Source organism: Brucella sp. BE17, assembly GCF_039545455.1.
Taxonomy (GTDB): Bacteria; Pseudomonadota; Alphaproteobacteria; order Rhizobiales; family Rhizobiaceae; genus Brucella.
In genome coordinates this window covers 651,779-678,306 of sequence record NZ_CP154468.1, presented here as the reverse complement: position 1 = coordinate 678,306, position 26,528 = coordinate 651,779, and the positions used below count along the sequence as shown (strand labels likewise).

The following is a 26,528-nucleotide window of genomic DNA, read 5'->3' as shown; positions in this document are numbered from 1 at the left end:
AAGAAATGAAGCCATACCGGCCGCAAAGCCCGTTCAGACTATCTCCTCCCACGTGATGTGAAGCCGATTTCCTCCTCCGGTTTCACTCCCCACAAGAGTGATATGAGCGGGAAAATAAAGCAAGATTATTCTTCACCTCCCTCCGATACGGGTAATTAGATGGGTTCGATACGGAGCCGATAAGAAGAGAAACACTGAAAGGAAATAAACTTATCATATTGAATTATAATGAATTTTATATGAAAAGAATTTCATCCTAAAGGGACATAATATTTCGCATCATCTTCTGATGAAAGCGTACCAATTGGTACTATAATAAAATGACAATAAAATTACACCGCGCTTCTGGCAAAGCACGGTCCAGTTTTTTTAAAAGCTGACGAAATTCAGTGGTTCAGCGAATAGCCTGACCTTCATCATCGAAGCGATGCAGCTTCTCCGATTCTGCCGTCGCAAAGATCATGTCGCCTTCGTTGTAATGATGCTCACCAAACAGGCGCACGGTGATCAGCCCCACCGTTTCCGTGTCGACATAAAGGATCGTATCGGCACCCAGATGCTCTGCATGAATAACTTTGCCCTGCCAAGCACCCTTTTCACGGCCGACCGCGATATGTTCGGGGCGGATGCCGATGGTCTTCGCCTCTTTCTCATCGATACGGCCTGCGTCGATGAAATTCATTTGCGGCGAACCGATAAACCCGGCCACGAACAGGTTTTCGGGGCGGTTGTAAAGCTCCATCGGTGAGCCGACCTGCTCGATGCGGCCTTCATTCAGGACCACGATACGATCGGCAAGCGTCATGGCCTCAACCTGATCGTGGGTGACATAGATCATGGTGGCTTTAAGCTCTCGGTGCAGCCGTGCAATTTCGAGCCGCGTCTGCACGCGCAAAGCCGCATCGAGATTGGAAAGCGGTTCGTCGAACAAAAACAGTTCCGGCTCGCGCACCAAAGCGCGGCCGATAGCGACGCGCTGGCGCTGTCCACCCGACAGTTCTGCCGGTCGCCGCGCCAGATAGGGATCGAGCGAGAGCATGGCCGATGCTTTCGCGACACGGTTTTCGATATCGGCTTTGGGGTTTCCTGCCTGTTTCAGTCCCAGCCCCATATTGTCCTTGACCGAAAGATGCGGATAAAGCGCATAGGACTGAAATACCATGGCAATGCCACGCTTTGACGGCGGTGTCACGGTCACGTCCTTGCTATTGATCAGCACCTCGCCTGCCGAGACATCCTCAAGCCCTGCAATGGAGCGAAGAAGCGTCGATTTTCCACAGCCGGAGGGGCCGACGAAGATCACGAATTCGCCGTCCGCAACTTCCAGATCAATGTCCTTGAGGACAGCCTGCGCGCCGTAGCTTTTATGGACTGATTTAAGTTGCAGCGATCCCACGGGCAGTTCCTTATAGTTTTACGGGTGCGCCAAGGCGCACGCTCTCATCGGCGGCAAGGCAGATTTTCAGCGATTGCAGCGCATCGTCCATATGGCGGTTGAGGTCGATATTCTCGACGATGGCTTTGAGCATAAAAGCTTGCTCGCGCTCGCAGAGTTCCTGATGCCCGGGCTCATCAGCCATGGAAAGATCAGTGTCAGGCTCGGCAAATCTGCCGTCCTCCCCCCGCTTCGCTTGGTGAATGCGGATAGTCGAGGTTTTGGTATGCGCATCCACATCGTCGGACTTTGTCGCGGCCTCGTTCATGACGATGGACACTGAGCCATTGGGCGAGATCACGTCTTTGACGAAAAAAGCTGTTTCCGACATCATCGGCCCCCAGCCCGCTTCATACCAGCCCAGCGTGCCGTCATCGAACAGCACCTGCAAATGACCGTAATTATACATGTCTGGCGCGATTTCATCGGTGAGCCGCAGGCCCATGCCGCGCACTTCGACGGGTTTCGCATCGGTGATCTGGCACATGACATCGACATAATGCACGCCGCAATCGACAATCGGTGACGTCGTGCGCATCAGGTTCTTGTGCGTCTCCCATGTAGCACCGCAAGATTGCTGGTTGAGGTTCATACGGAAAACATAAGGCCCACCAAGGGCGCGTGCCTCTGCAATCAACCGTATCCATGAGGGATGATGGCGCAATATATAGCCAATGACGAGCTTGCGCCCATTGGCGCGCGCGCAATCAAGCACTCGCTGCGCGTCGTCAACCGTCGTCGCCAGCGGCTTTTCCACGAACACATGCGCGCCTTGTTCTAACGCAGCAACCGCATAATCGGCGTGACTTTCCGAATAGGTGGCGATGCAAGCAAGATCGGGTTTCAATTCGCGCAAGGCGTCATGAAACGAAGGATGGATTTCATAACCGGACAATTCGTCCGGCACAGGTACTTTCGTGCGGTTGACGAGACCTGCAATCGCAAAACCTGGATTGCGATGATAGGCCAGCGCGTGACTGCGGCCCATATTGCCAAGGCCAGCGGCAAGGACACGGATCGGTGTTTGCGCAGTCATTTCACTGCTCCTGCGGTAATGCCGCGGATCAGTTGCCGCGAGAAGATGACATAGAGGATGAGGATCGGGAACATGGCCAGCGAAAGGGCTGAGAGCACCGCATTCCAGTTGGTGACAAACTGGCCGATGAAAAGCTGAGAGCCGAGGGTCACCGTCTTGGTGGCCTCGCCCGGTGCCAGGATCAGCGGAAACCACAGATCGTTCCAGATCGGGATCATGGTGAAGACGGCAACTGTTGCCATGGCTGGGCGGATCAAAGGCAGCACCAGTTTAAAGAAGATAGCATATTCGGACATGCCGTCGATGCGTCCGGCATTTTTGAGATCATCCGAAACCGTGCGCATGAATTCCGACAATATGAAGATCGCCAGTGGCAGGCCCTGCGCGGTATAGACGAGGATCAATGCGGTCAATGTATTGACCAGTCCCGCAGCAACCATGCCCTGCAACAATGCCACTGTTCCAAGACGGATCGGGATCATGATCCCGATGGCCAGATAAAGCCCCATCAGCGTATTGCCCTTGAAGCGATATTCGGCCAGTGCAAAAGCCGCCATAGCGCCAAACAGAATGACGAGAGCAATGCTCACCACGGTTACGATGGCGCTGTTCTGGAAATAGGTCAGGAACGAGCCCTGTTTGAGCACCGTTTCATAACCGATCAGACTGAATGTTTCTGAAGTTGGGAATTGCAGCGGCGTACGGAAAATTGCATTGCGGCTCTTAAACGAATTGATCAGCGTCAGCGCCACCGGGAATACGGCTACAGCCATGTATAAAATCAGCGCTGCATGGACGAACGTGGAACGAAGAGGCGATGTACGGGCTTTCGACATGATCCCTCCTTTAGAACTGATAGCGGCGCATACGGCGCTGGATGCCGAAGAGATAAAGCGACACACCGGCCAGAATGATCAGGAACATGACGGCCGCAATGGTCGCACCCATCGCCTGATTGCCGAGTTGCAACTGAAAGCCGAAGAAGGTGCGATAAAGGAAGGTGCCGAGAATATCAGTGGATTTGTCAGGGCCGGCCAATGCGCCTTGCATCGAATAGACGAGGTCGAAGGCATTGAAATTGGCAACGAAAGTCATGACCGATATCAGCCCGATGGACGGCAGGATCAGCGGCAGCTTGATCTTGAAGAACTGGCTCCAGCCGGTAATACCGTCGCATTCGGCAGCCTCGATGATTTCATCGGGAATATTGAGAAGGGCTGCATAGATCAGCATCATCGGAATACCGACGAACTGCCACACCGATACCAGCGACACCGTAATCAGTGCTGAATCGGCTCTGCCGAGCCACGGGCCGAACAGCCATTTCATTCCGACCAGATCCATCATCCACGGCGCAACGCCCCAGATCGGCGACAAGATCAGCTTCCAGATAAAGCCGACGATTACGAAGGACAAGAGTGTCGGCAGAAAGATCGCCGTGCGGTAAAACGCGGCAAAGCGAAGTTTGGGCAGAGACAACATTGCGGCGAGAAGAATTCCGATCGGATTTTGAACCAACATGTGAATAATGAAAAATATCACATTGTTTTTCAAGGCATTCCAAAAATCACGCGACCAGTTCGCATCACCAAACAGCACCTTGAAATTAGCAAAGCCGACAAAGGCGCGCTGGCCGTCCACGACATTGAAAAAAGCCTGTCGCAGCGTTTCAATAAGCGGCAATACCATCACCACGGTATAGATCAGTACACAGGGCAGTAAGAAAACCAGAATATGCCAGCGCCTTTGCGGCCGCCGGCGCTTTGGCTCTATCGCTGTCATGTCGGCAGTCTGGCTCATGTCGGCATTCGCTTGTTATGTTCGTGTTTTAGGGAATGCACATAGCAGAACCCAAAAAGACACGGGCGGCATGTCCCCTCAAAAAGCCGCCGCCCGTATTCGCCCATACTAATTATTGAGCAGGCTTGTACCAGCTGTCGAGACCCTGTTGCAGCTTCTTGGCCGCATCTTCCGGGGTCACGGTGCCGTTGATGACATTGGCCGATTCCACCCATGTCTCGTTTTCAAGGTTTGGTGTGCCGCGCGACAATATTTGATAGGTCGAACGGATCGTCGGCTCGCACTTTTCGCGCCAGGAGACGAATTCCTGCGCCACCGGATCGGTGAGCTTCACCGGCGTCGAATTGAGGCTGAAGAAGCCCGGCAAGGCATTAGCGTATATTTCCGCAAATTCAGGCGAAGCAACCCAGTTGAGGAACACCTTGGCCTGTTCGGCATTCTTGCTCGCTGCGTTCAGCCCGATGCCGATATCGTTATGGTCGGAAATATAGCAGGTATCGCCCGCATTCTTCACCGGTGGCGGGAATGCCCCCATCGTGAAATCGGCCTGAGGACTGAAAGGGCCGATCTCCCATGAACCGGCGGGATAGATCGCTGCACGGCCAAGCGTGAACAGGTTCTGGCTATCGGGATAGGTCTGCGCCTCAAAGCCGTCGCCAAGATAATCCTTCCACTTGGCAAGCACGGTGAATGGCTCCACCCATTGCGGATCGGTCAGCTTTTCCTTGCCCGCGATCAGCGCCTTGCGACCTTCCTCGCCCTTCCAGTAGGTCGGGCCGATATTCTGGTAGCCCATGGTTGCGGCTTCCCACATATCCTTGGTGCCCATGGCCATCGGAATATAATTGCCGTCAGCCTTGATCTTTTCGAGCAGTTCGAAGAATTCGGCTTCGGTTTCAGGCGGCGTCACGCCAAGTTGTTCGAAAGCATCCTTGTTATACAGAAATCCGTGAATGACTGAGGCCATCGGCACGCAGAAGGTTTTTGCGCCATCATCCGTGCTCCATGCCGCCTTGGCGACATCGGAGAAATTCTTCATGCCTTCGAGATCAGTGAGATCCGTGAGCTTGCCCTTGTTGAAGAGTTCGAGCGAGGTGTCGAACGGGCGGCACGAAATGAGATCGCCGCCGGAGCCGGCATCAAGCTTGGCATTGAGCGCTGCGTTATATTCGGTTGGCGCGCTTGGCGCGAAATTGATTTTGATACCTGGATTCGTGGCTTCAAAGGCCGGAATTATCTTTTCCTGCCAGATCTGCAAATCGTCATTACGCCAGCTTTCCACCGTCAGCGTAACTTCCTGTGCGAGTGCTGTGCCCGCAGAGGCCAGCAGGGTAGACCCCAGCAGCGCGAGTTTCACCATATTGCGAACCATGTGATATTCTCCCGTTTTTAAGCGCTATACGCAAAAGAGGCGAAAAATGCGCTTCCCCTTTGCCTTGATTTAATGCCAAACACGTACCAATTGTCCAGAGAAGTTTACGAATTTCTCTCATAAAATTTGCATGAAAATAATTTACCAAATCTTATCAATGCAGTAAGAGAATTTCCTCCAATACGATAAATCCACTTGGTTAATGGTATTTTTTTGGTATCCTCAATATGGAGGTAGCGTATGGCTGAATTTTTCATAGGCGTGGATGGCGGCGGCACCGGATGCCGAGCTGTGGTTGCGGCAGATAACGGCGCGCTTTTGGGACGCGGCGAAAGCGGATCGGCTAATATCGTCACAGACCCGCAGACATCGCTGGTCCATGTGCGCGCAGCTATAGACAACGCCTTTGCCAACGCTGGTATTGACCAGAGCCATTATACCGAAAGCCATGCCGTGTTGGGGCTTGCCGGTGGCAATGTCGAGGATGCTGGCCTACCCATTGAGCGCGCCCTGCCCTTTGCGCACGCCGATGTAGAATTCGACGGGCTGATTGCACTACAAGGCGCGCTTGGCGACCAGGACGGCGCGGTTGCGATCCTGGGCACCGGCACCGCCTATATCATGCGCAATAAGGGAAGTATCCGTTCGGTCGGCGGCTGGGGTTTTCCCTTGAGCGATCTTGGGAGCGGCGCGCGTCTCGGACAAAGCCTGTTGCAGGAATGCCTGCTCGTGCATGATGACATTCATCCCGGTAGTCCGCTCACCACCGCCATACTCGACGAGTTCTCGAACAAGCCGGACAATCTGGTCGAATTTGCGTGGGAGGCCAAGCCTGGCGATTTCGGCAGATATGCGCCGCGCATTTTTCAATATGCCAATAAGGGCGACACGGTCGCAACCTTGCTTCTGGAGAGATCAGCGGCTTACATCAGCGAAACGCTTGCAATGCTTGTTGTTCAGGGGGCAGAGCGCATCAGTCTGCTTGGCGGCATGGCGAGGTTTTATGCCGACTGGCTGCCACGGGATTTGCAGGCGCTTCTGGTCGAGCCGCAGGCGGATGCGCTGACGGGGGCCTTGCAACTCTCTTTCAAGCGCTATGGCGGCGAGGCGCAATCATGAGCGATCATTTCAGCATCTTTTTGCCGAAAGACCTGCAAGGGGCAGCGCCCAGCTCTGGCGCGGGACCGCTTTATATGCGCTTGCGCCAGTCACTGGAAACGGCAATTCGCTCCGGTCATCTTGCCGATGGCGAGGCGCTGCCGCCCGAGCGCGATATTGCCGAATATGCCAGCATCAGCCGTGTCACTGTGCGCCGCGCCGTCGATGATCTGGTGAAATCCGGCCTTTTAGTGCGCAGGCACGGCTCCGGCACTTTTGTCGTGCGCCCCGGCGAGCGTGTTCAGCAATCTCTTTCCATGCTGACCTCGTTTACCGAGGATATGGCGCGACGCGGGGTTAGCACGCAATCGAAGTGGCTGGAGCGTGGGCTATATTATCCTTCGCCTGAGGAAATGATGAAGCTTGGCGTTGCGTCCGAAACCCGCGTTGCGCGCCTCGGTCGTCTGCGCATGGCAAGTGATCTGCCGCTGGCAATCGAACGCGCCAGCCTGCCTGCCGAAGTCCTGCCCGATCCCGATGCAGTCGCAGGCTCGCTTTATGCGCAACTGGGCCGTAGCGGCTTTCACCCGGTGCGTGCCGTGCAGCGCATTTCAGCTTGCAATATAAAGGACCCGGATGCGCGCATTCTCGGTGTGAACGCTGGCGACGCCGGTCTTTCCATCGAACGCATTTCCTATCTTGCTTCGGGGCGGGCGGTAGAGCTCACCAAATCGCTCTATCGCGGCGACGCCTATGATTTCGTGGCGGAACTGTCTATACCGCTTAGCTGAAAGTTCTACGAATGACGGGAGTGCTGCATGGAAATGCAGGATGCGATGGAAAGCGCATCGAAGGAATGGAAATGGGGACTTGCGGTCTCAGTTCTCCTGCATCTTGCGGTAGCATTTCTGTTGATCGTACGCTTGCCGTCACTCGCTGAACCCCTCTCCGAACAAGCCGTCAATGTCGAGCTGGTACCGCCCGAACAGTTATCTCCACCTAAGCCAGAACAGGATAATCCGGTTCCACCTCCGCCGCCTGCACAGGCAAAGCCGCAGGCCTTCGAATCCGCACTTGCCGAGAAACAACCCGAGCAAGAGCTGGAGAAGGTTGGCACGGGAGAGGAAAAGCCCGCAGATGACGCCGGGAAGCCGACTGAAGAGCAGTTTGAGGCGCAAGGTGGTTCGGCACCATCGGGAACGACCGACAAACAGGCTAAGGCATCAGCTGCAGAGCCTGAAAACGAAAAGCTGAGCGAGGCGCGAAAACTCTATTCAAAAGACGCCCTTGCCGATCCGCGTGTCAAACAGGCACTGGGTCGATTGCCACCGCAGGAGCGCATCATCCAGGTCTGTAATATCGAGGCGCTGGAGCAGATACGCCATCACAGGTCCGGCACCTTTCCCGACATGCTGGCGCGCGATCGTGGTTCGGTTTCAGCATCCGGCATGACTGTTTCCGACGGTGCTTTCCGCAGCTACGGGCAATGGTACGCGGTCGATTATAAATGTGAGGCCGATACTAAAACGATGGAGATCGTTTCGTTTCGCTATGCAGTCGGTGCGGCAATTCCCAGAAGCGAGTGGGCCCGCCGGCAACTGCCGACGGACTGAATTTCCAAAGCATCATTCAATGATGCTTGTTGCCTTCGCGCGACATGTCGATGGTAGGATCGACCGCCAGACGCTTGCGCGCCCGATCATCCATCAATTCATACCACATGGCGTTCAGCACCGCGAAAGCGGCTGCGAGCGGCAGTCCGAGCAGCCAGGCAAAATACCACATTTCGCTTTCCTTTCTCTGTTAGTAAGCGTGATTGCTCTCGTCTTCGATCATGTCCTTCTCCACCTTGCCCCACAGAACCTTGTAGACCCAAGAGGTGTAGGCGACGATGATCGGCAGGAAGATGAGGGTCACCACCAGCATGATGAATAGCGTGGTATGGCTCGAGGATGAATCCCACACAGTCAGGCTCGAACGCGGATCAATCGAGGATGGCAGGATGAACGGGAACATCGAAACGCCGACTGATGCGATAATGCCGAAGATTGAAAGCTTACCGAACAGGAGCGTTGAAACCTCGCCGCGTTTTCGAATGCTGGCCCATACGGCGAACGCGCCGATAAAACCAAGTGCAGGGGCGATCAGCAGCACGGGATAAGTCGCATAATTGGTGAACCACGCACCATGGTCGAATTCCACCGTCTTGCGTAGCGGGTTAGACGGGCCATCTGTAACAATGGCGCTGGTGATCCGGTAGCCCGAAATCCACATCCAGCTTATCACACCCGCAACCCCGTAAAGCACGATCGTGGCCAGAGCCGCAACAGAGCCGACGGTTCGTGCCCGTGCCTGCACTGCCGCCGTTGTCTTGAGCACCAGCCATGATGCGCCATGCATGGTCAGCATGGCGACCGAAAGCAGGCCACATAAAAGCGCAAACGGATTGAGCAAGCCAAAGAACGATCCATCATAGAATATTCGCAGATCGTCATTGAGGCGGAACGGTACGCCCTGAAGCACATTTCCGACCGCCACGCCGAAGATCAGAGCAGGTATAAATCCGCCAATAAACAGCGCCCAGTCCCATCCGGTACGCCATGCCTGGCTGTCACGTTTCGACCGATACTTGAACCCGACTGGACGCAGGATCAGCGCAAACAGGATGATGAACATCGCCAGATAAAAGCCGGAAAAAGACACCGCATAAAGCGGCGGCCACGCAGCAAAAATGGCACCACCACCGAGGATCAGCCAGACCTGGTTGCCTTCCCAGACTGGTCCGATTGTATTGATGATGATGCGCCGTTCAATATCCGTCCTGCCAATGAAGGGCAGAAGAATACCGACACCGAGATCGAAACCATCCATGGCTGCAAAGCCGATCAACAATACGCCAAGCAGAACCCACCAGATGAGACGCAGGGTTTCGTAGTCCAGTAAATCACTGAGTATCATGATCCTTACTCCGCAGGTGCGATGCTAGCAGGCGCAAGCATGGCTTCTGGTTTGCTGTCGGGTTCCGGGCCTGCCTTGATGGCACGCAGCATAAGGCCCATCTCGATAATGAACAGGACGGTATAGATTGCGACAAAGCCGATAATGGTCGCAAGAACCGTCGAAGCGCCAAGATCAGACACCGCGACCGCTGTGGGCAATATTCCCTCGATAATCCACGGCTGGCGTCCGAATTCAGCAACGATCCAGCCCATCTCAATGGCGATCCACGGCAGCGGAATGGCCAACACCGCGAGTTTCAGCAGCCATGGATAATGGTCGAGCTTGCGCCGTGCCGAAAGCACGAAGAAGGTGGCAGTCAGGCCAATGAGCAGAAAACCGATGCCGACCATAATGCGGAACGCCCAGAATAGCGGCAACACACCCGGCACCGTATCGTTAGCAGCCTGTGTTATCTGCGTATCACTCGCCTGGCGCGGATCATCGACATAACGCTTGAGCAGCAGCGCATAGCCCATCCAGCGGCTGTTGTCGGCAAAGGCATCCTTGATGTCCTGCGGCACCTGAGATGTATCGCGGGAAGCACGGATTGTCTGCAGCGCATCATAGGCAATGATGCCGTTGCGAATGTGTCCTTCGGCATTCTTCACCAGATCGTCGATCCCCTCGATCGGGGTGGTGAGCGAGCGTGTGCCGATCAGCCCCATGACCCATGGGATATGCACGGCATAATGGGTTTCACGCGCCTTTTGATCCGGAAAGCCGAAAGCAGTGAAGGAAGCGGGCGCGGGTTCAGTCTCCCACATCGCCTCGATGGCCGCGATTTTCATCTTCTGATGTTCATTGGCGAGATAGCCGCTTTCATCACCCAAAACCACGACCGAAAGTGAGGCCGCCAGTCCGAAAGAGGCCGCGACCGTCATCGAGCGCTTGGCGAGTTCCGTCGAACGGCCTTTGATGAGATACCAGGCAGACACACCGAGCACGAACATCGAAGCCGTCGTATAACCGGCGGAAACCGTATGCACGAATTTCGCCTGCGCCACCGGGTTCATCAGCACCTCATAGAAATCGGTGATTTCCATGCGCATGGTCTCGGGATTGAATGCTGATCCTACTGGGTTTTGCATCCAGCCATTGGCGATGAGAATCCAGAGCGCGGAAAAATTGGAGCCCGCAGCAACCGCATAAGTGGCCATCAGATGTCCGATTTTTGAAAGCTTGTCCCAGCCGAAAAAGAACAGTCCGACAAAAGTTGCTTCAAGAAAGAAGGCCATCAGGCCTTCTATCGCCAGCGGAGCGCCAAAAATATCGCCGACATAATGGCTGTAATAGCTCCAGTTCATGCCGAACTGGAACTCCATCACGACGCCTGTCGCAACGCCCATCACGAAGTTGATACCAAACAAACTACCCCAGAATTTCGTCATCTGCCGCCAGATGAGTCGCCCCGTCATCACGTAGACGGTTTCCATGATGGCGAGCAGCACGGAAAGCCCCAATGTGAGAGGCACGAAGAGGAAGTGATAAAGTGCCGTGATCGCAAACTGCAATCGTGACAGGGAGACAATATCGAATTCCATCTGCTTCAGCCGGAAAACCCGGCCCTCCTAAGAACACACACAAATTAAGTCTGCTTGCAGTCAGTTCTGTTGCACCATCCGGCTTACCGCATGGCTTGCAGAATTTCGTCAAAGCGCGCGTTATTTCTGCAAACAGACTGAATTAACGCCCCTTGGTCGAAAACAATGATCCGTTCGCAGATTTCGGCCTCACGTCGAATATGCGTAGCGATGAGCAACGTCCGGCCCTGTCGTTCGGCCTCAACATGCAAGCGCTCAAGAACATCGCATGCCGTCGTGGCATCCAGCCCCTCTGTCGGTTCATCAAGCAACCAGAGCGGCGCATCGCTCAGAAAAAGCCGCGCCAATGCCAGACGCCGCCCCTGCCCGCCCGAAAGACCAAGTCCGCCTTCGCCAAGTGGCGTATCGAGACCGTCAGGAAGCTCACCGACAAAACCGCCAAGTCCGGCCAATGCGAGCGCATCGTTGAGCGCCGCATCGTCGGCAGTCGGGTTTGCCAGACGCAGATTATCGCGCAAACTGTCCTGAAAAAGTTCGCTACGTTGGGTTAAAAGCGTGGCGGCCAGAGTTTTGACACCACCGCTTCGCGCAATAGTTTCACCAGCCAAAAGGTTGAACAGGGTCGATTTTCCGGCCCCGCTTTGACCGACGATAGCAACCCGCTCGCCAATGGCTACATCCAATGTGATGTCCTTGAGCGCATCGACCACGGCCCCCTCGTGACGGACAGAGGCGGCGGCGAGAGTAACTGCGCTGCCTTCGGCCGGAACGGGCAAGGTGGGGTTAATGTCATGCATTTGCAATTGTGGCGCGATGCGCTGTGCGGCTATCACGGTGCGGCCAAGTTCCATGGCACCACGACGTAGCGCTGCAAAGGGTTCCATCGCAGCAAGCACAATCAGCACGGCAAGGGCTGCAACGGGCGCATTAATAGCGTCCGCCTGAATGAGCCAGCCGACGGCCACGACACTGCCCGCCAGAAGGGCGGACTGGACGATGCCAAGGCCTGCACCGGTTCTGATCTCTATACGGTTGAGGGCGTAATCAGCACCTGCAAGATAACGGTCAGCATGAGCGAGAGCGTTTTCCTGCGCCTGCATGCGCCCAGCAAGCAGCAGTTCCGTCTGGCCCGCAACCAGATCGACCGTGCGCGCTCGCAGAGCTTCCGTGCCCTTAGCGCGGCGACGCATCGGCTTTTGCGCTTTATTTGCTGCAAGAAGTGGCAGGCCAAGCCCTGCCACCAGAAGCAGCAGAAAAACGGCAAAGCCAAAGAGTGGATGCATGAGGCCGAGCGCCAAGCCTGTGATAAGTGCCGTGGCAAGGGCCGCGCCCATCGGCACGATCACGCGCAGATAAAGTGAATCCAGCGCGTCAATATCCGCGGTCAGGCGAAAAAGAAGTTGTGCCGGGCGTTTCAAAAGTGCTTCTGCCGCCGCCGGTCGCGCCCAACTGCGGAAAAGCTTTTCACGCATGGCGGCGAGAATAGCGAGCGTCGCATCATGTGTAACGAGGCGCTCCAGATAACGCGAGCCAGTGCGTAGGATGGCCAGAAGGCGGATACCGGCGGCAGGTGCGAAAACGTCGAACACGATGGCTGTTGCCACGCTCAATCCGGCAATTGCAGTTGCGGTGATGAACCAGCCCGAGAGGCCGAGCAGTGCGATCCCGGCCAATACCGTAACGGTGGCAGTAATCATTCCGGCGACAAGTGCTCTGCCTTTTGTCCTGAAGAACAGGCCGAGGATGGGGTGCAAGGTTTGCAGCGCGTTCATTCGGCAGCCCTTCTTTCTGGCAGGGTTTCCCGCTCATCAAGACGAACGATACGATCCATGCGGCTTGCCAGCGCTTCGTCGTGGGTGGCGACGATCAGCGTCCGGCCTTTTGCAAGCCGCAGCAGACTTTCAGTGATCTCCATAGCTGTCTCGCGGTCGAGATGCGCGGTCGGTTCATCGGCAAGGATGATATCGGCTTTCGCGTCAACTGCGCTACGCGCCAGCGCGAGCCGCAAGGCTTCGCCACCGGAAAGCCCGGCACCATCTTCACCGATCTGGCCGTTGCCCGTGATACCGGCGACATGGGAAAGCGCCATGTTATCGATGATTTCCGCGATTGCTGCAGCAGAGGTCTTGCGTCCGAGCGTGATGTTGTGGCGCGCTGAACCCGCAAAAATGTGGGGCTTCTGCCCAACCCAGCGCATGCGGCTCCGCAAGTTTGCGGCCCGGTTTCCGACATCGTCGTTGTCCATGGCAAAGCCTGCGATTTTGATCGTGCCGCCATCAGGTGCTGCAAGGCCTGCAATCAGCGCCAGAATGGTCGATTTGCCAAAACCGCTGGGCGCAAGCAACGCAACATGTTCGCCAGCCTCTGCAGAAAAATCGAATGCTTCAAGAACCTTTGCGCCACCGGGATAATGAAAATCGACGCGATGCAATTGTATGGAAGGTTCGGCTTCCAAAAATTTATCTGCCGTAACGGCGCCAACGATCGGCGTTTCGATCTGTGCGAGCTTTTCCAGTGAATCGATAGCCGCTTCGCCTGACGCGCGATCGTGCCAGACGGCCGAAAGATCGCGCAGCGGCTCAAAGAAGGCGGGCGACAAAAGCAGGATGAACAGCCCCTCACCCAGATTGAGTTTTTGGCCCCATGCCCCGAATTGCAGCGTGCCGAGCAAGTGAAAACCGATATAGACGGCAACCATGGCAACGCCAAGCGCTGCAAAAAGCTCCAGCACCGCCGAAGACAGAAAGGCGATCCGCAACACATGCATGGTTCTCTTGCGCAGCGTTTCGGCATTGTCGCGCAGCCGGATAGCAGTGCTATCCACCGCACCAAATGTGCGGATGGTGGCAAGGCCACGCAGCCGGTCGAGTAAAAAGCCGTTCATGCCGCCGAGTGCCGCAAGTTGCTTCTCGCTTGCAGCCTTCGCCCGCATGCCAATCAGTGCCATGAAAATTGGAATGAGCGGAGCGGCGATCAAAAGAACCAGTGCGGCGATCCATGAAAACCACAGCACGACAAACAGGATTGCCAGCGGCACCAGCATGACTCGGATGCGCACCGGCACGAAACGCGAAAGATAGGGCACAACCATCTCCGCCTGTTCGGCCAGAATACTGGCCGCCTCGCCTGAAGATGGGCGGGTGCGGTCAAGCGGCGAGCGCAACGACAAGACGCCGATGGCCTTTTCACGCAACCGGGTCAGCTCAGTACGGGCCGCGTCATAGGCCATTGCGGCACCGGCAGCATCGATGATGGCGCGCGCGCAGCCAATCAGGAAAATACCGAAAGCTGCATAATAAAGCGTGCTGTCGAAGCCGATATCCGCAAGGCACCCGATGGCATAAGCGATAAGCCCAGCCTGCGGCAGCCATAAGAGCGCGGCCAGCGTCTGAAAATATGCCCCCCGTTTGAGTACGGATGGAACAGGACGGCGCAGGGCACGGCGCGAAGAACCTTTGTCGCGTTTTGCCTTGTTGCCGTCCGTCGTTAGCTGTTCCGTTCGGGGGACAACGGATGTCACTCTTTCTTAGGCTCCTTCTTGGCCGATGCTCGCCCGCGCCCCAGAGCCACGATCCTGTCCGTGGTCTCAAGGAAACGGGTCACCTTGGCGCCAAGCGCCAGAAGACTGGTCAGCCGGTCGGTGTCGAGTTTCTTGACATCGTCGTACCAATTGGTCAGCCGTTCGATCAGACCGTACATGTCCTTCATGCGGTCCTGTGCGTAGCGGTCACTGTCGCCTTGCGGTGCCTCCATCAGGATTTCTCGCAGGACACTCAATGTCGGGTCGATTTCGCGCTTCTTGCGCTCCTCGGCCAATGTACGCAGAATTTGCCACACATCTTCGGGCGTGGTGAAAAAATCACGGCGATCTCCGGGGATGTGTTTTAACAGCACAAGATTCCATCCCTGAAGCTCGCGAATGCCCATGGAAACATTCGAGCGAGATACGCCGAGCGAATCGACGATCTGATCGGCACAAAGCGGATCCGGCGACAGATAGAGCAGCGCATAAATCTGCCCCACGGTGCGGTTGATGCCCCAACGGCTGCCCATCTCCCCGAAGTGGAGTACGAACGACTGAACGATTGGTGACAATTCCAAATTCTCTCTCCCGTAAATTCTGAATTTACAGAAATTACTGAAATTCAGATAATCAAACTTTAGAAAACCTTCAATCCGTCCGTCTGAAAACAAAGGCCATCAGGACAATTGGCCGCAGCCTGCGACATTCCTCCAAATGCCGCTGACAGCTCCCACCCTGACCTGAAAAGACAGAAACTCGTGCAATAGATTCGGCGAGGTTATGGCTTTTATTGAAAGGTTGGTCTTTTCTGGATAGATCGAAAAGAACCCCACCCTTTTGAGAGCCACTAACGGCCGCTCCCTAAAGAGCAGGCCGTGACCATTCCCCAAACTCTGCGGCGGGAAGCCAGAAATCCGGCTCTCGCGCCGCAGGCACGAACTCTGCCGGCCTCAATCGGGGTCGGAAGAAGAAGGTAGCTCGCTGCTGTCCTGGGTCCGGTCGCGATGAATCACGGCGCGGCTGAGCAGCATGAGCGTAACCGGCGTTGTGACGATCACAAAGACGGCAATCATCACTTCATGCAAAATCGGCTTCGATTGCAAGATGGAGAAAAATATGATCGATGCTATCAGGATTCCCCCAGCACCAAACGAGGAACCAATCGTGGGAGCATGCACGCGCTCATAAAATGTCTTGAAGCGCACCAGACCGATGCACCCGACAAGGGTAAGGAAGGCTCCGCCGACCAGAAGGGTCGATATAATGATGGCGGCCCAGACCGGGATTTCAGCTGCATGGATCATTCGATCACCTCCCCGCGCATGAGGAACTTGGCAAGCGCCACGGTGGCGACGAAGCCGAGGAGGGCTATGATCAGCGCAGCCTCAAAATAGATGACGCTACCGGTGCGGATACCGAATGTCAGAAGCAGAAGCAGTGCGTTGAGATAAAGCGCATCGGTCGCCAGCACCCGGTCCTGCGCACGGGGCCCCACAACCAGCCGATAGACCACACAGCCCATGGCAGCAACCAGCATGAGTTGAGCTGCAAGCAAAGACCAGAAGAGAATGACTGCACTCATGCGGATTTTTCCTCCGGCATCACATCTTCAGCCCCGAAAATCTCGATCAGCGGCTTCTCATATTTACTTTTGATCAGGTCGCGCCATTCCTGCGCTTCGGTGAGATCAAGTACATGAATGGTCAGTTCGCGCCTTGCAGCATGGTGATCAACCCAGGCAGTACCGGGTGTTGCCGTAATCATGCAGGCAAGGGCAGCCAGCGCGGTACGGTTTTCCAGCTCCAGCGGAATGACCACGAAGCCGGCGCGGCGCACACGTTTGCGTCCGGACAGGATAATGCGCACGACCGCGATATTCGACAACAAAATGTCGAGGCTTACCGTTCCGAACAGTTTCAGGATCGTCGTAAGCGAGCGGATCCGGTTCTTTTGCGGTTCAAGCGCCGTCATGGTCTGGCAAGCGAAAAATGCAACCAGAACCCCGATAATTGTCTGACCACGCGTAAATCCGTTTAGCAACAGCCAGAACAAAATGAGTGCCGCAAACAAAAGCGGATAAGGCAGCATTCGTCTCATTTCACCTCCGTCGCTTCTGTGCCTGCACCCACGCGCGGTGCTTTGAGGACGCTGTCGATATAATCAGCAGGATTATGCAGCGAACGTGCGGTTGCATCCATATATTTCATGGCCGGACCTGCGGCGATGGTCAGCGCCAGACACAGCGCCAGCAGGCCCGCGATAGGCACTACCTCGCGCACCAGAACACGCGGCACATTGCCTTCGAGCGAACCCCAGAAAGTACGAATACCGGTACGCGTCATGGCAATGAGTGCCGAGAGGCCCGATAGCAGGATCAGCGTGATCAGAACCCAGCTCGCCGGACTGACGGGCATGGAAAGTTCAGGCGTTGCTGTACTGCCGTTAAAGACTGCGGCAATCAGTAGGAATTTGGCGATGAAGCCCGAAAAAGGTGGCAAGCCGATCAGCAAGATGGCACAGATACCGAACAATATGCCGAGAATAGCGAGCGTTGCAGGCAAAACGATACCCACTTCGTCTTCTTCGACTTCTTCCTCCTCGTCATCGCCGTAGGCCTCCATGGTTACGGCAAGAACGTTGGCGGCCGCATCCTGCCCGCGCTCGACAAGCTCGATCAGCAGAAAAAGAGCGGCGATGGTCAGCGTAGAACTTGCCATATAGAAAAGGGCTGCTCCTGCCATCGCCATATTGCCGCTGCCCACCGCTGCCAACAGCGTACCGGAAGAGACAAGAATGCTGTAGCTTGCAAGCCGTCCCATGGCCTGCGACGCCACAACACCGATCAGGCCGAAGGCGAGCGTTACCATGCCACCATAATAAAGCCAGTCATTGCCGAAACCATAAGATGCCCCGGCTTCGATCCCAAACATCAGCGTCGTCAGTCGCAAAAGCACATATATGCCGACCTTGCTCATGATCGCAAAAATTGCCGCGATGGGAGCCGCCGCTGCCGTATAAGTCGGTGCCAGCCAGAAGTTGAGCGGCCACATGCCAGCCTTGATGAGGAAGGCAACCCCCAACACCGCAGCACCGGCTTCTAGAAGCATGCGATCATGGGGGGCGACCTGCGTGATACGATCCGCGAGATCGGCCATGTTGAGCGTGCCAGTGACACCATAGATCAGGCTGACACCGATCAGGAACAATGACGAAGCCAGCAGATTGACGGCAATATAATGCAGACCTGCTTTAACACGTGCAGGCCCTGATCCATGCAACGCCAGACCGTAGGATGCGGCAAGCATAACCTCGAAGAATACGAACAGGTTGAAGAGATCACCGGTCAGAAAGGCCCCGTTCACCCCCATCAGTAGCAGCTGAAAGATGGTATGGAAATTCGGGCTCGCCTTGTACCAATGCGCAAGTGCGAAACTCAACGACGCCATGCCAAGCAGACTTGTCAGCACCAGCATGAGTGCTGCCAGCCGGTCGAGCACTAAAACGATGCCGAAGGGAGCAGGCCAGTTACCGATCAGATAGACGATTGCTTCGGGCGCCGTTTCGACCGCCGCAAAGGCAAGCATTATGGTAATGGCGATAAGGCCGAGCGTCGATATAGAATTGATCGCCATTTTCAGGCGGCGGCTGCGCTCGTCGATGAGAAGCAAAAGTGCTGCCGTCACCAGAGGCAGCAATATGGGCGCGACGATGAGGTGGGATTTCCAGTCCATCATCAATTCTCCTTGCCGTCGACATGATCGGTGCGCGTCAGTCCGCGCGAGGCGAGCAGCACGACGAGGAAAAGTGCGGTCATCGCAAAGCCGATGACAATAGCGGTGAGCACCAGCGCCTGCGGCACCGGATCGGTATAAAGGGCAGGCTGCACGTCAACACCCGATTCCAGTACAGGCGGCGCATTAGAGCGCAACCGCCCCATCGAGAAGATGAAGAGATTGACCGCATAGGAAACCAGCGACAAACCGATGGCGACCTGAAATGTGCGCGGACGAAGGATCAGCCAGATGCCGGACGCCATCAGAATGCCGATTGCCAGAGAAAGAACCAGTTCCATCAGTTCTCCTCCTTCGCACTCGCGGCGAGTTTTTCTACACGATGCTTGCGGATCGACTGGTGGGCAAGTGCGATCAGCATGATGACGGTTGCGCCGACCACCAGCGAGAAGACCCCGAGATCGAAGAACAGCGCACTTGCCATCGGCATTTTACCGACATGCGGGATATCCGCATATTGATAAAAACTCGTCAGGAACGGATAGCCGAACAGCCACGCTCCCGCCCCGGTCATTGCGGCGCACAAAAGCCCGAAGCCGATCCAGCGCAAGGGCAGAATGCGCAGTCGATCCTCGATCCAGCGCGTGCCTGCAGCCAGATATTGCAGCAGGAAAGCAATCGCCAGTGCAACACCGGCGGCAAATCCCCCGCCTGGCAGATCGTGGCCGCGTAAGAACAGATGTACGGCGAGAACAATGATCACCGGGAACAGCCATTGCATGATGACTGAGGGAACACCTAGATAATCGGCAAGCGTCTCTCCGGCTTTACGGTCCGGCATAACCTCGTCGTAAGCATCCTGGATTTTCTGTTGTGCGGTCGATCCGGTCGTATCCGAGGCGGGACGGAAACGACGCAGAAGCGCGAATATTGTCAGTCCGACAATGCCCAGAACCGCGATTTCGCCAAAAGTATCGAAGGCTCGGAAATCCACCAGAATAACATTGACGACATTCTTGCCGCCGCCGCCCGAATAGGCCTTCTGAAGGAAATAATCACCAATGCTGCCGGAAAGCGGTCGCGTCATCATCGCATAGGCAATGAGCGAAACCCCGGCACCACTACCAATAGCCAGTGCAAAATCGCGATAACGGCGCAGGCGCGGTCCGATTCTTACCGGCATTGGATCGGGATCTTCGAAACGTTTTGGCAGCCAGCGCAGGCCAAGCAGCAGCAGAACAGTGGTGACAATTTCCACCAGAAGCTGGGTTACGGCGAGATCAGGCGCGGAAAGCCATACGAAGGTGAGGCAGGTGACAAGCCCGGCCCCGCCAAGCAGGATCAAGGCGGCAAGTCGATGATATTTCGCCTGCCAGGCCGCACCGATCGCGCAAACACCACCCAGCACCCAGAGGCCTGCAAAAATCGGGTCGACCGGTTGAGGCATCACGCCACCCGCATAAAGCCCGTCCTCGATTAGCGGCCACGCCGCGACGAGAATTGCAGCCACCACAATGATGCGCAATTGCGGCTGAAGGCGGCGTGTGCTGAGAAAGTTTTCCGCCTTGCGCGCCCAGTTCCACGACAGCGTCACCAAAACACGCTCGAAAATGCGTTGGCCTTGCAGGTGCCTGAACAAGGGCGGACCGTCTTCGCTGTTGGCCAGATAGTTTTTCAACAGCCAGTGCAGCAGAACGCCGCCAACCATTGCGATGATGCTCATCATCAAAGGTAGGTTAAATCCGTGCCAGACCGAAAGGCTATAATGCGGCGTCTGATCGCCGAGCACCGCAATCACGGCTGAATTCAGAAACGGCCCGATTGAAAGCCCCGGCACAATGCCGATCAACAGGCAAAGCAGCACCAGAAGCTCAATGGGGCGACGCATCCAATGCGGCGGCTCATGCGGCTCACGCGGCAGATCATGCGGCGGTGGTCCGAAGAAAGCAGAATAAATAAAGCGCACCGAATAGGCCACTGTGAAAATGCCGGCAAGCGTTGCCACATAGGGCGTGATCGTATCGAGCCATGAGGCAAGATGGGTTTCGACCGCCTCGGCGAAGAACATTTCCTTGGAAATGAAACCATTGAGAAGCGGAACGCCTGCCATGGAAGCGCTCGCCACCATGGCGAGCGTCGCCGTATAGGGCATGGGACGCAGCAATCCGCTCAAGCGGCGCATGTCGCGCGTGCCAGTCTCGTGGTCTATGATGCCGGCCGCCATGAACAGCGATGCCTTGAAGATGGCGTGATTGACCATGTGGAAGATCGCAGCGACCGCGGCAAGCGGACTGCCAAGGCCCAGCAGCGCGGTAATCAGCCCGAGATTGCTGATGGTGGAATAGGCGAGCAGGCCCTTGAGGTCTTGCTGGAAGACGGCGAAGAAACTGGAAAGCAGAAGCGTCATCAGCCCCGCGCAACCCAGTATCCAGAACCATTCCTCGGTACCCGACAGCACCGGCCAAAGCCGGGCAAGCAGGAACACACCAGCTTTCACCATAGTTGCCGAATGCAGATAGGCCGAAACTGGCGTTGGTGCTGCCATGGCATTGGGTAGCCAGAAATGGAACGGAAACTGCGCGCTCTTGGTGAAGGCACCAAGCAAAATCAAAATAAGTGCGACCGCATAAAGCGGATGCCCGCGGACAATATCGCCCGCCGCCAACACCTTATCGAGATCGTAGCTACCGACGATATGACCGAGAAGAAGCATACCAGCCAGCAGGCAGAAGCCGCCGATGCCCGTCACCGTCAGCGCCATGCGCGCACCATCGCGCGCACTGGCATTATGATACCAGTAGCCGATCAACAGGAACGAGAAAATGCTCGTCAATTCCCAGAACACCGCCAGAAGGATGATGTTACCCGAAAGGACGATGCCGAGCATCGAGCCCATAAAGGAGAGAAGGAACGAGAAGAAACGCGGCACCGGATCGTCCGGCGACATATAATAGCGCGCATAGATAACCACGAGCAGGCCGATGCCGGTGATCAGCATGGCGAAAAGCCAGGCAAAACCATCCATGCGCAAGCTGACGTTCAGCCCATATGCGGGCAGCCACTCTACAGTGCCACGTAGCACCCTTCCGTCGGAAACGACCGGATACAGACTGGCCGTAAGAATAAAGGCCACAAGGGCGATTGCAGCGGTGAACCACGCCGAGCCGTTGCGATCCGCACCTCTGAAAAGACCCGTGATGACGCTGCCAAGAAACGGAAGAAGGACGAGCAGGAAAAGCATTCTGCCGTCCATCGTCATGCGCCCAAGGCCTCCTACCCAATTATTTCTATCATCTGTCAGGACATCCGACGAGACACCGCCGGACAGTTTTGCGAGAAAGTTTCACCCCACCGCTCACCGAAGCTTAAGGCCTCGACAGGCAGCGACGGAAAGGCTCCGCCGGTGAATATAGGGAATCAACTATTCCGTTGTCATTATTATGACCGGTCAGGTAATAAATTGGCAATGGGTTTCAATGATTTATCGCGCAACAATCGACGAAGAGCTGAAATTTTTGAAAATTTCCAGCATAGCGTGTATTTGCGACACACTTCTAAGGGCGCATTCGCCTCACCGGCGAGGTGTCCTGCGGGGATAATACAGCTTATATTTTATCGCTAAGCAGAAACCCTGCCAACTGTGCAGCCTGAACGCGGATGTCAGGAACAGCCGTGACCTCCCAGAAGAGACCTTTCGTCAACGGGCCGAGTGCATAGATCGGTGCAGCCGATCCGCCATGCGCATCAATCAGCCGCAAATCGTCGCGAACATCGAGGCCGAGATCAAGCGGATCGGGCCGCCCCAGACCATTTTCCATCAGGCCGGCGAGGGCGGGATTGCGCGTGGTGGAAAAACGCGGATTGCCACCGCGGCAGTCGATGATCGTCGCGACCGTAAGTTCAGCGCTCTCGCGGCGATGACGACGTCGGTAATGGATCGCTACGCCGTTCTCCCCTTCCCTGACCGATAAAAGTCGGCCCGCCTCGATTTGCAACTGGCCTGAGGCGCGCGCCGCATCGATGCGATCAGCCACGCGCGGGGCCATGCGGTGGCGATGAACATCCCACCATGGGCGTAAATGGCGCAGGAAGCTTTCGCGTTCAGTAAGGGACAGCCGCTGCCATAGGCTCCCTGTAAAAGGACGCAAGGAATCCATGACGGCCCGCCAGTCCGAGCCGCTCGCTGCCGCTTCGCGCATCAGCGCGCGTATGTGGCTGAGCAAGCTGGAAAGACTGGCACAAGCAAACAGAGGATCGGCTGAAAGCGCGAAAGGCTCAACATGCTCATGCCGGGCAGGCACGAGACCGCGTCGCGACAAGGCATGGATCGGGCCCTCATGGCCCCGGTCGAGCAGGGAAAGGACGCTGTCGACCATCGAAAGTCCGGTGCCGAAGATTGCAACCGATGCGGTTGCGGGAATGTCGAAATAGCCCGAACTCGACCAGTATTCCCTGACGCGACCGCCGCTGACAGCAATCGCCGCCTCGTTGCCGGTTGCCACAATCAAGGCAGAGCCTGAAAATGACGCGCCGGACGAAGCCTTCACGCAAGGAGCGCCGTCCTGTATCTTGATGCCAACGATTTCGCATGTCTCGATCACCAGACGCGGTTTTTCATCCTCAAGGTAAGGCGCAATCAGATCCTGAAGATAGAGGTTATACAATTTTCGCGGCGCATAGGATTGCTCTGACCATTTAGTCCCCCCGTCCGTTTCCGAGCGCTTTTGCAACCAATGAAGAAAATGCTCCGGTTGTTGCGCAAAAGCGCTCATATTACCGGCTCGGACATTCAGTAGATGGCTGGGATTTTGTGTCGAATAGGCGATGCCACTGCCGACCCGTCCCGAACGTTCGAACAAACGGATATGAAGGTGCTGTGCATGGGCCAGCACTTGTGCGGCAAGAATGACACCGCTTGCACCGCCCCCGATAATCATGACTGTCTTCAAACTATCGTGACCCGCGCCTGTTTTATGATTTTTTCGCCATTATAGACATAGCCTACCCCTTCCTGAAACCCAACTAGTTTAATAAGGTCTCACGAGTGCTTTCCGGATTTAAATCCGAAAAGCTGTATTTCAATCTCTCTGCGGACCGGCAGGCCGACTTCCCCTATTGCGTTCACCTCATTTGTTGACAGTGTGTTTCTGAACAAGGGGCTGGCCTTGCCGGGCATTAATTCAATATCTTCGGTTTCAAAATCCGGGATCAGCCCGCGGTTTCGATGCAAACATCAGGATAAAGACGAATGACCAACAGCCTTCTCGAAGCCCTTAAAAAGCGTCGGACGCAATATGCACTTGGCAAGACCCTCCCCTTGCCAAAGGAAGAAGTTGCTGAACTGATCCGTGAAACGATCAAACACGCACCATCTTCGTTCAATTCGCAAAGCTCGCGTGCCGTCATCCTGTTTGGCGCTGAAAGCGAGAAAGTCTGGGACATCACCAAGGAAGAACTGCGCAAGATTGTCCCGGCCGATGCCTTCGGCCAGACCGAAGCCAAGCTCGATTCCTTTGCCGCCGGTGCGGGCACGGTGCTGTTCTTCGAAGATCAGGCCGTGGTGCAGAAATTGCAGGCGGACTTCCCGCTTTATGCCGATAATTTCCCGGCTTTCTCCGAGCAATCCGGTGGCATGGCACAATATGCAGTATGGAGCGTACTTGCCGTTGCTGGCATTGGCGCTAGCCTTCAGCATTATAATCCGGTGATCGATGCAGAGATCGCCAAGACCTTTGATGTGCCCGCGTCGTGGAAACTGCGTGCGCAGATGCCTTTTGGTTCAAACGAACAGCCATTTGGACCCAAGACGTTCATGGATGATTCAGAGCGGTTCAAACTGTTCGGCTAATCGTTGAACCTACGCCCTAGATTTTAAAGGCGCGGTTTTCCGCGCCTTTTCTTATTTCAAAAGTTCCGGTAGCAAGCAGGCAATATAGAATAGTTAAACGCTATCTGTTTGCACATCAGCCGGGCCGATGCGCCTTGACCACTTCGGGATCGGTCTCGATGCGCCCGGCACCAATCAGATCAAGGCAATAGGGCACTGCTGGAAAAACCGCCTGCAGGGTCATGGCGATGGACGCTGGCTTGCCTGGTAAATTGAGGATGAAACTCGCACCACGACTACCCGCCGTCTGGCGCGAAAGAATAGCTGTCGGCGTCTGTTCGAGGCTCACGCGACGCATCAGTTCTCCAAAGCCCGGAAGCTCCTTGTGAAGCACCGCCTGCATCGCCTCCGGCGTTTCGTCGCGTGGGCTTGGTCCGGTGCCGCCGGTGGTAAGGATCAGGTCGCACTTGTGCGTATCGCAAAGCTCAATCAGAGTATCGCGTACGGTTTCCATGCCGTCGGGAATAACCCGGCGCAACACCTCATAGGGTATGACGACGGCGCGTTGCAACCATGCCTCAATGGCCGGACCGCTGAGGTCCTCATATTCTCCGCGGCTGGCGCGGTCGGAAACCGTAACGACACCAATTTTCAAAACCCAGTCCTTTTCTTCTTCTGACGTGTATTCTGAAAAAACACATAGCGCCCGCCACCCGCAATGTGAAACATCAAATCACCCTGCAACCGCAAACGGCAAAGATCAATTATGGCAATTGGAGAATAATATTTATATAATTCATATACTTAAGTATTTATTTTAATCTTTCAATTCATACTCGGTAGATCGTCCGGTTTTCGAATAAAGTTTCCGCGTTAGGAATTTCGTAAACTTTGGATTCAGTTTTTACCTCTAACTTAGCCCGAGCAGTTCCCTCAGAGGAGCATTGCAACCCATTTTGTTTTGAGTACGGGTATCCATGCGTCTTTTGCCTCAGCACCTCGTGATCGTGTCGACGATCATTCTTGCATCGAGCGCCCTTGCGGGTTGCACGTCGAGTTCGGGCATCGATAATCTGATGTCGCAGCCGCGTCCTTCCGCCGAGATGACCGGTTCAATTGTGCGCCCCGTACCGCCCGTAACCGTCAGTCAGGCAGCCAATACATCGGCTCCACAGGAAGAGGTGCTCGCCTGGGCCGGTCCCGTCCCTGACAATACACAATTTAAGGCTGAGCCGCCTGCCGCCGTGGCATCCCCACAACAGGAGCGCAGATTTACCCAAGTCCCGGTGCCGACGCCACAAACTGCAGCCTATCCGCAGGTGCGCCTTTCCCAGCCGCAAACGGCATCGCGCAGCCGGACAAAGATTTATAGCCATCGGTTCCGTGATGCTAAACCCATCAATTTTGGTCGCGTCAATCCTCGAAAGCTCGCCGTCCACGGGGTCGATGTCTCGCGCTGGCAGGGCAATATCGACTGGGAAAAACTGCGCACGCAAGGTGCCAATTTCGTCTATATCAAGGCCACCGACGGCGGCGATCATCTCGATCCGATGTTCAAGAAGAACTGGCGCGAAGCAAAGTCTGCGGGCGTCAAACATGGTGCCTATCATTTCTTCTATTGGTGCCGGGTAGCAAGCGAGCAGGCCGACTGGTTTATCCGCAATGTGCCAAAAGACCCGGATGCGCTGCCACCCGTGATCGACGTTGAATGGAACGGCGATTCTGCCTGCCGCAGGCGTCCATCGCCCGCACAGGTGCGCGAAAAAATGCAGGTCTTCATGGACCGGCTCGAACGCCATTACGGCAAGCGACCGATTATTTATACGGCACCGGACTTCTACGACGATAATTTGAAGGGTGCCTTCAAGAACTATCCATTCTGGCTGCGTGCGGTCGCACAGCATCCCTCAAAAGTCTATCCCGGACGTCCGTGGGTCTTCTGGCAATATTCAGGCTCCGGCCTGTCGAAAGGCGTCAGCAACAAGATTGACCTCAATGTCTTCAACGGCAGCGAGGAACAATGGCATCGCTGGCTACAGAAAGTAGGAAGTTAGCTTATAAAACGAACGGTTATTTATAGTTTCCTCGTCTAAAATATAAGCAGTCCCCGGAGCAGAGGGCTGCATTTTCCACCGAAGGCCGAAAAAGGTCGTCTCCAATAGTTC

At 55.6% G+C, this 26,528-nt stretch carries 24 protein-coding genes; 5 read left to right on the top strand and 19 right to left on the bottom strand.

Annotated features, from left to right (window positions below; genetic code table 11):
- Positions 1-394: 394 nt before the first annotated feature.
- From AAIB41_RS14485 to AAIB41_RS14465, 5 genes are all read right to left on the bottom strand, one after another.
- Positions 395-1,396: an ABC transporter ATP-binding protein gene (locus tag AAIB41_RS14485; RefSeq protein ID WP_343315983.1), complete on the bottom strand. Its 1,002-nt coding sequence runs from the start codon at positions 1,394-1,396 to the stop codon at positions 395-397.
- 10 nt (positions 1,397-1,406) lie between these two features.
- Positions 1,407-2,471, bottom strand: coding sequence for a Gfo/Idh/MocA family oxidoreductase (locus AAIB41_RS14480; protein ID WP_343315982.1), 1,065 nt, complete (start codon positions 2,469-2,471; stop codon positions 1,407-1,409).
- Complete coding sequence (locus AAIB41_RS14475; protein WP_343315981.1) at positions 2,468-3,307, bottom strand: carbohydrate ABC transporter permease; 840 nt, start codon at positions 3,305-3,307, stop codon at positions 2,468-2,470. The genes AAIB41_RS14480 and AAIB41_RS14475 overlap by 4 nt, the downstream gene beginning before the upstream one ends.
- Before the next feature lie 10 nt (positions 3,308-3,317).
- Positions 3,318-4,271, bottom strand: coding sequence for a sugar ABC transporter permease (locus AAIB41_RS14470; RefSeq protein ID WP_343315980.1), 954 nt, complete (start codon positions 4,269-4,271; stop codon positions 3,318-3,320).
- A 112-nt stretch (positions 4,272-4,383) separates the two neighbouring features.
- Positions 4,384-5,643, bottom strand: a complete 1,260-nt coding sequence (locus tag AAIB41_RS14465) for an ABC transporter substrate-binding protein (protein ID WP_343315979.1) — start codon at positions 5,641-5,643, stop codon at positions 4,384-4,386.
- Between the two features lie 240 nt (positions 5,644-5,883).
- Between AAIB41_RS14465 and AAIB41_RS14460 the strand changes: the two genes are divergently transcribed.
- The 3 genes from AAIB41_RS14460 to AAIB41_RS14450 are packed head-to-tail and all read left to right on the top strand — an operon-like array spanning position 5,884 to position 8,354.
- Positions 5,884-6,762: an N-acetylglucosamine kinase gene (locus tag AAIB41_RS14460; RefSeq protein ID WP_343315978.1), complete on the top strand. Its 879-nt coding sequence runs from the start codon at positions 5,884-5,886 to the stop codon at positions 6,760-6,762.
- Positions 6,759-7,532: a GntR family transcriptional regulator gene (locus AAIB41_RS14455; protein WP_343315977.1), complete on the top strand. Its 774-nt coding sequence runs from the start codon at positions 6,759-6,761 to the stop codon at positions 7,530-7,532. The genes AAIB41_RS14460 and AAIB41_RS14455 overlap by 4 nt, the downstream gene beginning before the upstream one ends.
- A gap of 27 nt (positions 7,533-7,559) precedes the next feature.
- The gene (locus AAIB41_RS14450) at positions 7,560-8,354 is read left to right on the top strand and encodes a DUF930 domain-containing protein (protein ID WP_343315976.1); all 795 of its coding nucleotides are present in this window, start codon (positions 7,560-7,562) and stop codon (positions 8,352-8,354) included.
- A gap of 16 nt (positions 8,355-8,370) precedes the next feature.
- On the opposite strand, the gene cydX is transcribed toward AAIB41_RS14450, so the two are convergent.
- From cydX to AAIB41_RS14385, 13 genes are all read right to left on the bottom strand, one after another.
- Positions 8,371-8,526, bottom strand: a complete 156-nt coding sequence (gene cydX, locus AAIB41_RS14445) for a cytochrome bd-I oxidase subunit CydX (RefSeq protein ID WP_343315975.1) — start codon at positions 8,524-8,526, stop codon at positions 8,371-8,373.
- A gap of 18 nt (positions 8,527-8,544) precedes the next feature.
- Entirely contained in the window at positions 8,545-9,699 is a 1,155-nt protein-coding gene (gene cydB / locus AAIB41_RS14440; RefSeq protein WP_343315974.1) for a cytochrome d ubiquinol oxidase subunit II, read from the bottom strand.
- Between the two features lie 5 nt (positions 9,700-9,704).
- Positions 9,705-11,282 (bottom strand): cytochrome ubiquinol oxidase subunit I, encoded by a 1,578-nt coding sequence (locus AAIB41_RS14435; protein WP_343315973.1) that lies wholly within the window; start codon positions 11,280-11,282, stop codon positions 9,705-9,707.
- An 83-nt stretch (positions 11,283-11,365) separates the two neighbouring features.
- Positions 11,366-13,054: a thiol reductant ABC exporter subunit CydC gene (gene cydC / locus AAIB41_RS14430; protein WP_343315972.1), complete on the bottom strand. Its 1,689-nt coding sequence runs from the start codon at positions 13,052-13,054 to the stop codon at positions 11,366-11,368.
- A complete protein-coding gene (gene cydD, locus AAIB41_RS14425; protein ID WP_343316083.1) occupies positions 13,051-14,718 on the bottom strand; it encodes a thiol reductant ABC exporter subunit CydD in 1,668 nt (555 codons plus the stop codon). The genes cydC and cydD overlap by 4 nt, the downstream gene beginning before the upstream one ends.
- Before the next feature lie 80 nt (positions 14,719-14,798).
- On the bottom strand, positions 14,799-15,383 hold the full coding sequence (locus AAIB41_RS14420; protein WP_343315971.1) for a GbsR/MarR family transcriptional regulator: 585 nt from the start codon (positions 15,381-15,383) through the stop codon (positions 14,799-14,801).
- Positions 15,384-15,755: 372 nt separating this feature from the next.
- Positions 15,756-16,109: a monovalent cation/H(+) antiporter subunit G gene (mnhG, locus tag AAIB41_RS14415; RefSeq protein ID WP_343315970.1), complete on the bottom strand. Its 354-nt coding sequence runs from the start codon at positions 16,107-16,109 to the stop codon at positions 15,756-15,758.
- A complete protein-coding gene (locus AAIB41_RS14410) occupies positions 16,106-16,387 on the bottom strand; it encodes a K+/H+ antiporter subunit F (RefSeq protein ID WP_343315969.1) in 282 nt (93 codons plus the stop codon). Before AAIB41_RS14410 ends, mnhG begins: the two co-directional genes overlap by 4 nt.
- Positions 16,384-16,902, bottom strand: coding sequence for a Na+/H+ antiporter subunit E (locus AAIB41_RS14405; RefSeq protein WP_343315968.1), 519 nt, complete (start codon positions 16,900-16,902; stop codon positions 16,384-16,386). The genes AAIB41_RS14410 and AAIB41_RS14405 overlap by 4 nt, the downstream gene beginning before the upstream one ends.
- Positions 16,899-18,536 carry a monovalent cation/H+ antiporter subunit D gene (locus AAIB41_RS14400; RefSeq protein ID WP_343316082.1) on the bottom strand — a complete coding sequence of 546 codons (1,638 nt, stop codon included), beginning with the start codon at positions 18,534-18,536 and terminating at the stop codon, positions 16,899-16,901. Before AAIB41_RS14400 ends, AAIB41_RS14405 begins: the two co-directional genes overlap by 4 nt.
- A 2-nt stretch (positions 18,537-18,538) precedes the next feature.
- Positions 18,539-18,877, bottom strand: coding sequence for a Na+/H+ antiporter subunit C (locus AAIB41_RS14395; protein WP_343315967.1), 339 nt, complete (start codon positions 18,875-18,877; stop codon positions 18,539-18,541).
- Positions 18,877-21,795 (bottom strand): monovalent cation/H+ antiporter subunit A, encoded by a 2,919-nt coding sequence (locus tag AAIB41_RS14390; RefSeq protein WP_343315966.1) that lies wholly within the window; start codon positions 21,793-21,795, stop codon positions 18,877-18,879. The genes AAIB41_RS14395 and AAIB41_RS14390 overlap by 1 nt, the downstream gene beginning before the upstream one ends.
- Before the next feature lie 346 nt (positions 21,796-22,141).
- Positions 22,142-23,485, bottom strand: a complete 1,344-nt coding sequence (locus AAIB41_RS14385; RefSeq protein ID WP_343315965.1) for an FAD/NAD(P)-binding protein — start codon at positions 23,483-23,485, stop codon at positions 22,142-22,144.
- Between the two features lie 299 nt (positions 23,486-23,784).
- Here AAIB41_RS14385 and AAIB41_RS14380 point away from each other — a divergent pair, with 299 nt between their 5' ends.
- Positions 23,785-24,384, top strand: a complete 600-nt coding sequence (locus tag AAIB41_RS14380; protein ID WP_343315964.1) for a nitroreductase family protein — start codon at positions 23,785-23,787, stop codon at positions 24,382-24,384.
- Between the two features lie 115 nt (positions 24,385-24,499).
- Here AAIB41_RS14380 and mog read toward each other — a convergent pair whose 3' ends face one another.
- Positions 24,500-25,018, bottom strand: coding sequence for a molybdopterin adenylyltransferase (gene mog, locus AAIB41_RS14375; RefSeq protein ID WP_343315963.1), 519 nt, complete (start codon positions 25,016-25,018; stop codon positions 24,500-24,502).
- A gap of 322 nt (positions 25,019-25,340) precedes the next feature.
- Here mog and AAIB41_RS14370 point away from each other — a divergent pair, with 322 nt between their 5' ends.
- Positions 25,341-26,417 (top strand): GH25 family lysozyme, encoded by a 1,077-nt coding sequence (locus AAIB41_RS14370; protein WP_343315962.1) that lies wholly within the window; start codon positions 25,341-25,343, stop codon positions 26,415-26,417.
- Positions 26,418-26,528 lie beyond the last annotated feature (111 nt).

Bases quoted from the DNA above. Each gene is read 5' to 3' on its own strand.
- AAIB41_RS14480 (WP_343315982.1), bottom strand. From the start codon at position 2,471: ATGACTGCGCAAACACCGATCCGTGTCCTTGCCGCTGGCCTTGGCAAT.
- AAIB41_RS14475 (WP_343315981.1), bottom strand. From the start codon at position 3,307: ATGTCGAAAGCCCGTACATCGCCTCTTCGTTCCACGTTCGTCCATGCA.
- AAIB41_RS14470 (WP_343315980.1), bottom strand. From the start codon at position 4,271: ATGAGCCAGACTGCCGACATGACAGCGATAGAGCCAAAGCGCCGGCGG.
- AAIB41_RS14465 (WP_343315979.1), bottom strand. From the start codon at position 5,643: ATGGTTCGCAATATGGTGAAACTCGCGCTGCTGGGGTCTACCCTGCTG.
- AAIB41_RS14460 (WP_343315978.1), top strand. From the start codon at position 5,884: ATGGCTGAATTTTTCATAGGCGTGGATGGCGGCGGCACCGGATGCCGA.
- AAIB41_RS14455 (WP_343315977.1), top strand. From the start codon at position 6,759: ATGAGCGATCATTTCAGCATCTTTTTGCCGAAAGACCTGCAAGGGGCA.
- AAIB41_RS14450 (WP_343315976.1), top strand. From the start codon at position 7,560: ATGGAAATGCAGGATGCGATGGAAAGCGCATCGAAGGAATGGAAATGG.
- cydX (WP_343315975.1), bottom strand. From the start codon at position 8,526: ATGTGGTATTTTGCCTGGCTGCTCGGACTGCCGCTCGCAGCCGCTTTC.
- cydB (WP_343315974.1), bottom strand. From the start codon at position 9,699: ATGATACTCAGTGATTTACTGGACTACGAAACCCTGCGTCTCATCTGG.
- AAIB41_RS14435 (WP_343315973.1), bottom strand. From the start codon at position 11,282: ATGGAATTCGATATTGTCTCCCTGTCACGATTGCAGTTTGCGATCACG.
- cydC (WP_343315972.1), bottom strand. From the start codon at position 13,054: ATGAACGCGCTGCAAACCTTGCACCCCATCCTCGGCCTGTTCTTCAGG.
- mnhG (WP_343315970.1), bottom strand. From the start codon at position 16,109: ATGATCCATGCAGCTGAAATCCCGGTCTGGGCCGCCATCATTATATCG.
- AAIB41_RS14410 (WP_343315969.1), bottom strand. From the start codon at position 16,387: ATGAGTGCAGTCATTCTCTTCTGGTCTTTGCTTGCAGCTCAACTCATG.
- AAIB41_RS14405 (WP_343315968.1), bottom strand. From the start codon at position 16,902: ATGAGACGAATGCTGCCTTATCCGCTTTTGTTTGCGGCACTCATTTTG.
- AAIB41_RS14400 (WP_343316082.1), bottom strand. From the start codon at position 18,536: ATGGACTGGAAATCCCACCTCATCGTCGCGCCCATATTGCTGCCTCTG.
- AAIB41_RS14395 (WP_343315967.1), bottom strand. From the start codon at position 18,877: ATGGAACTGGTTCTTTCTCTGGCAATCGGCATTCTGATGGCGTCCGGC.
- AAIB41_RS14390 (WP_343315966.1), bottom strand. From the start codon at position 21,795: ATGACGATGGACGGCAGAATGCTTTTCCTGCTCGTCCTTCTTCCGTTT.
- AAIB41_RS14380 (WP_343315964.1), top strand. From the start codon at position 23,785: ATGACCAACAGCCTTCTCGAAGCCCTTAAAAAGCGTCGGACGCAATAT.
- AAIB41_RS14370 (WP_343315962.1), top strand. From the start codon at position 25,341: ATGCGTCTTTTGCCTCAGCACCTCGTGATCGTGTCGACGATCATTCTT.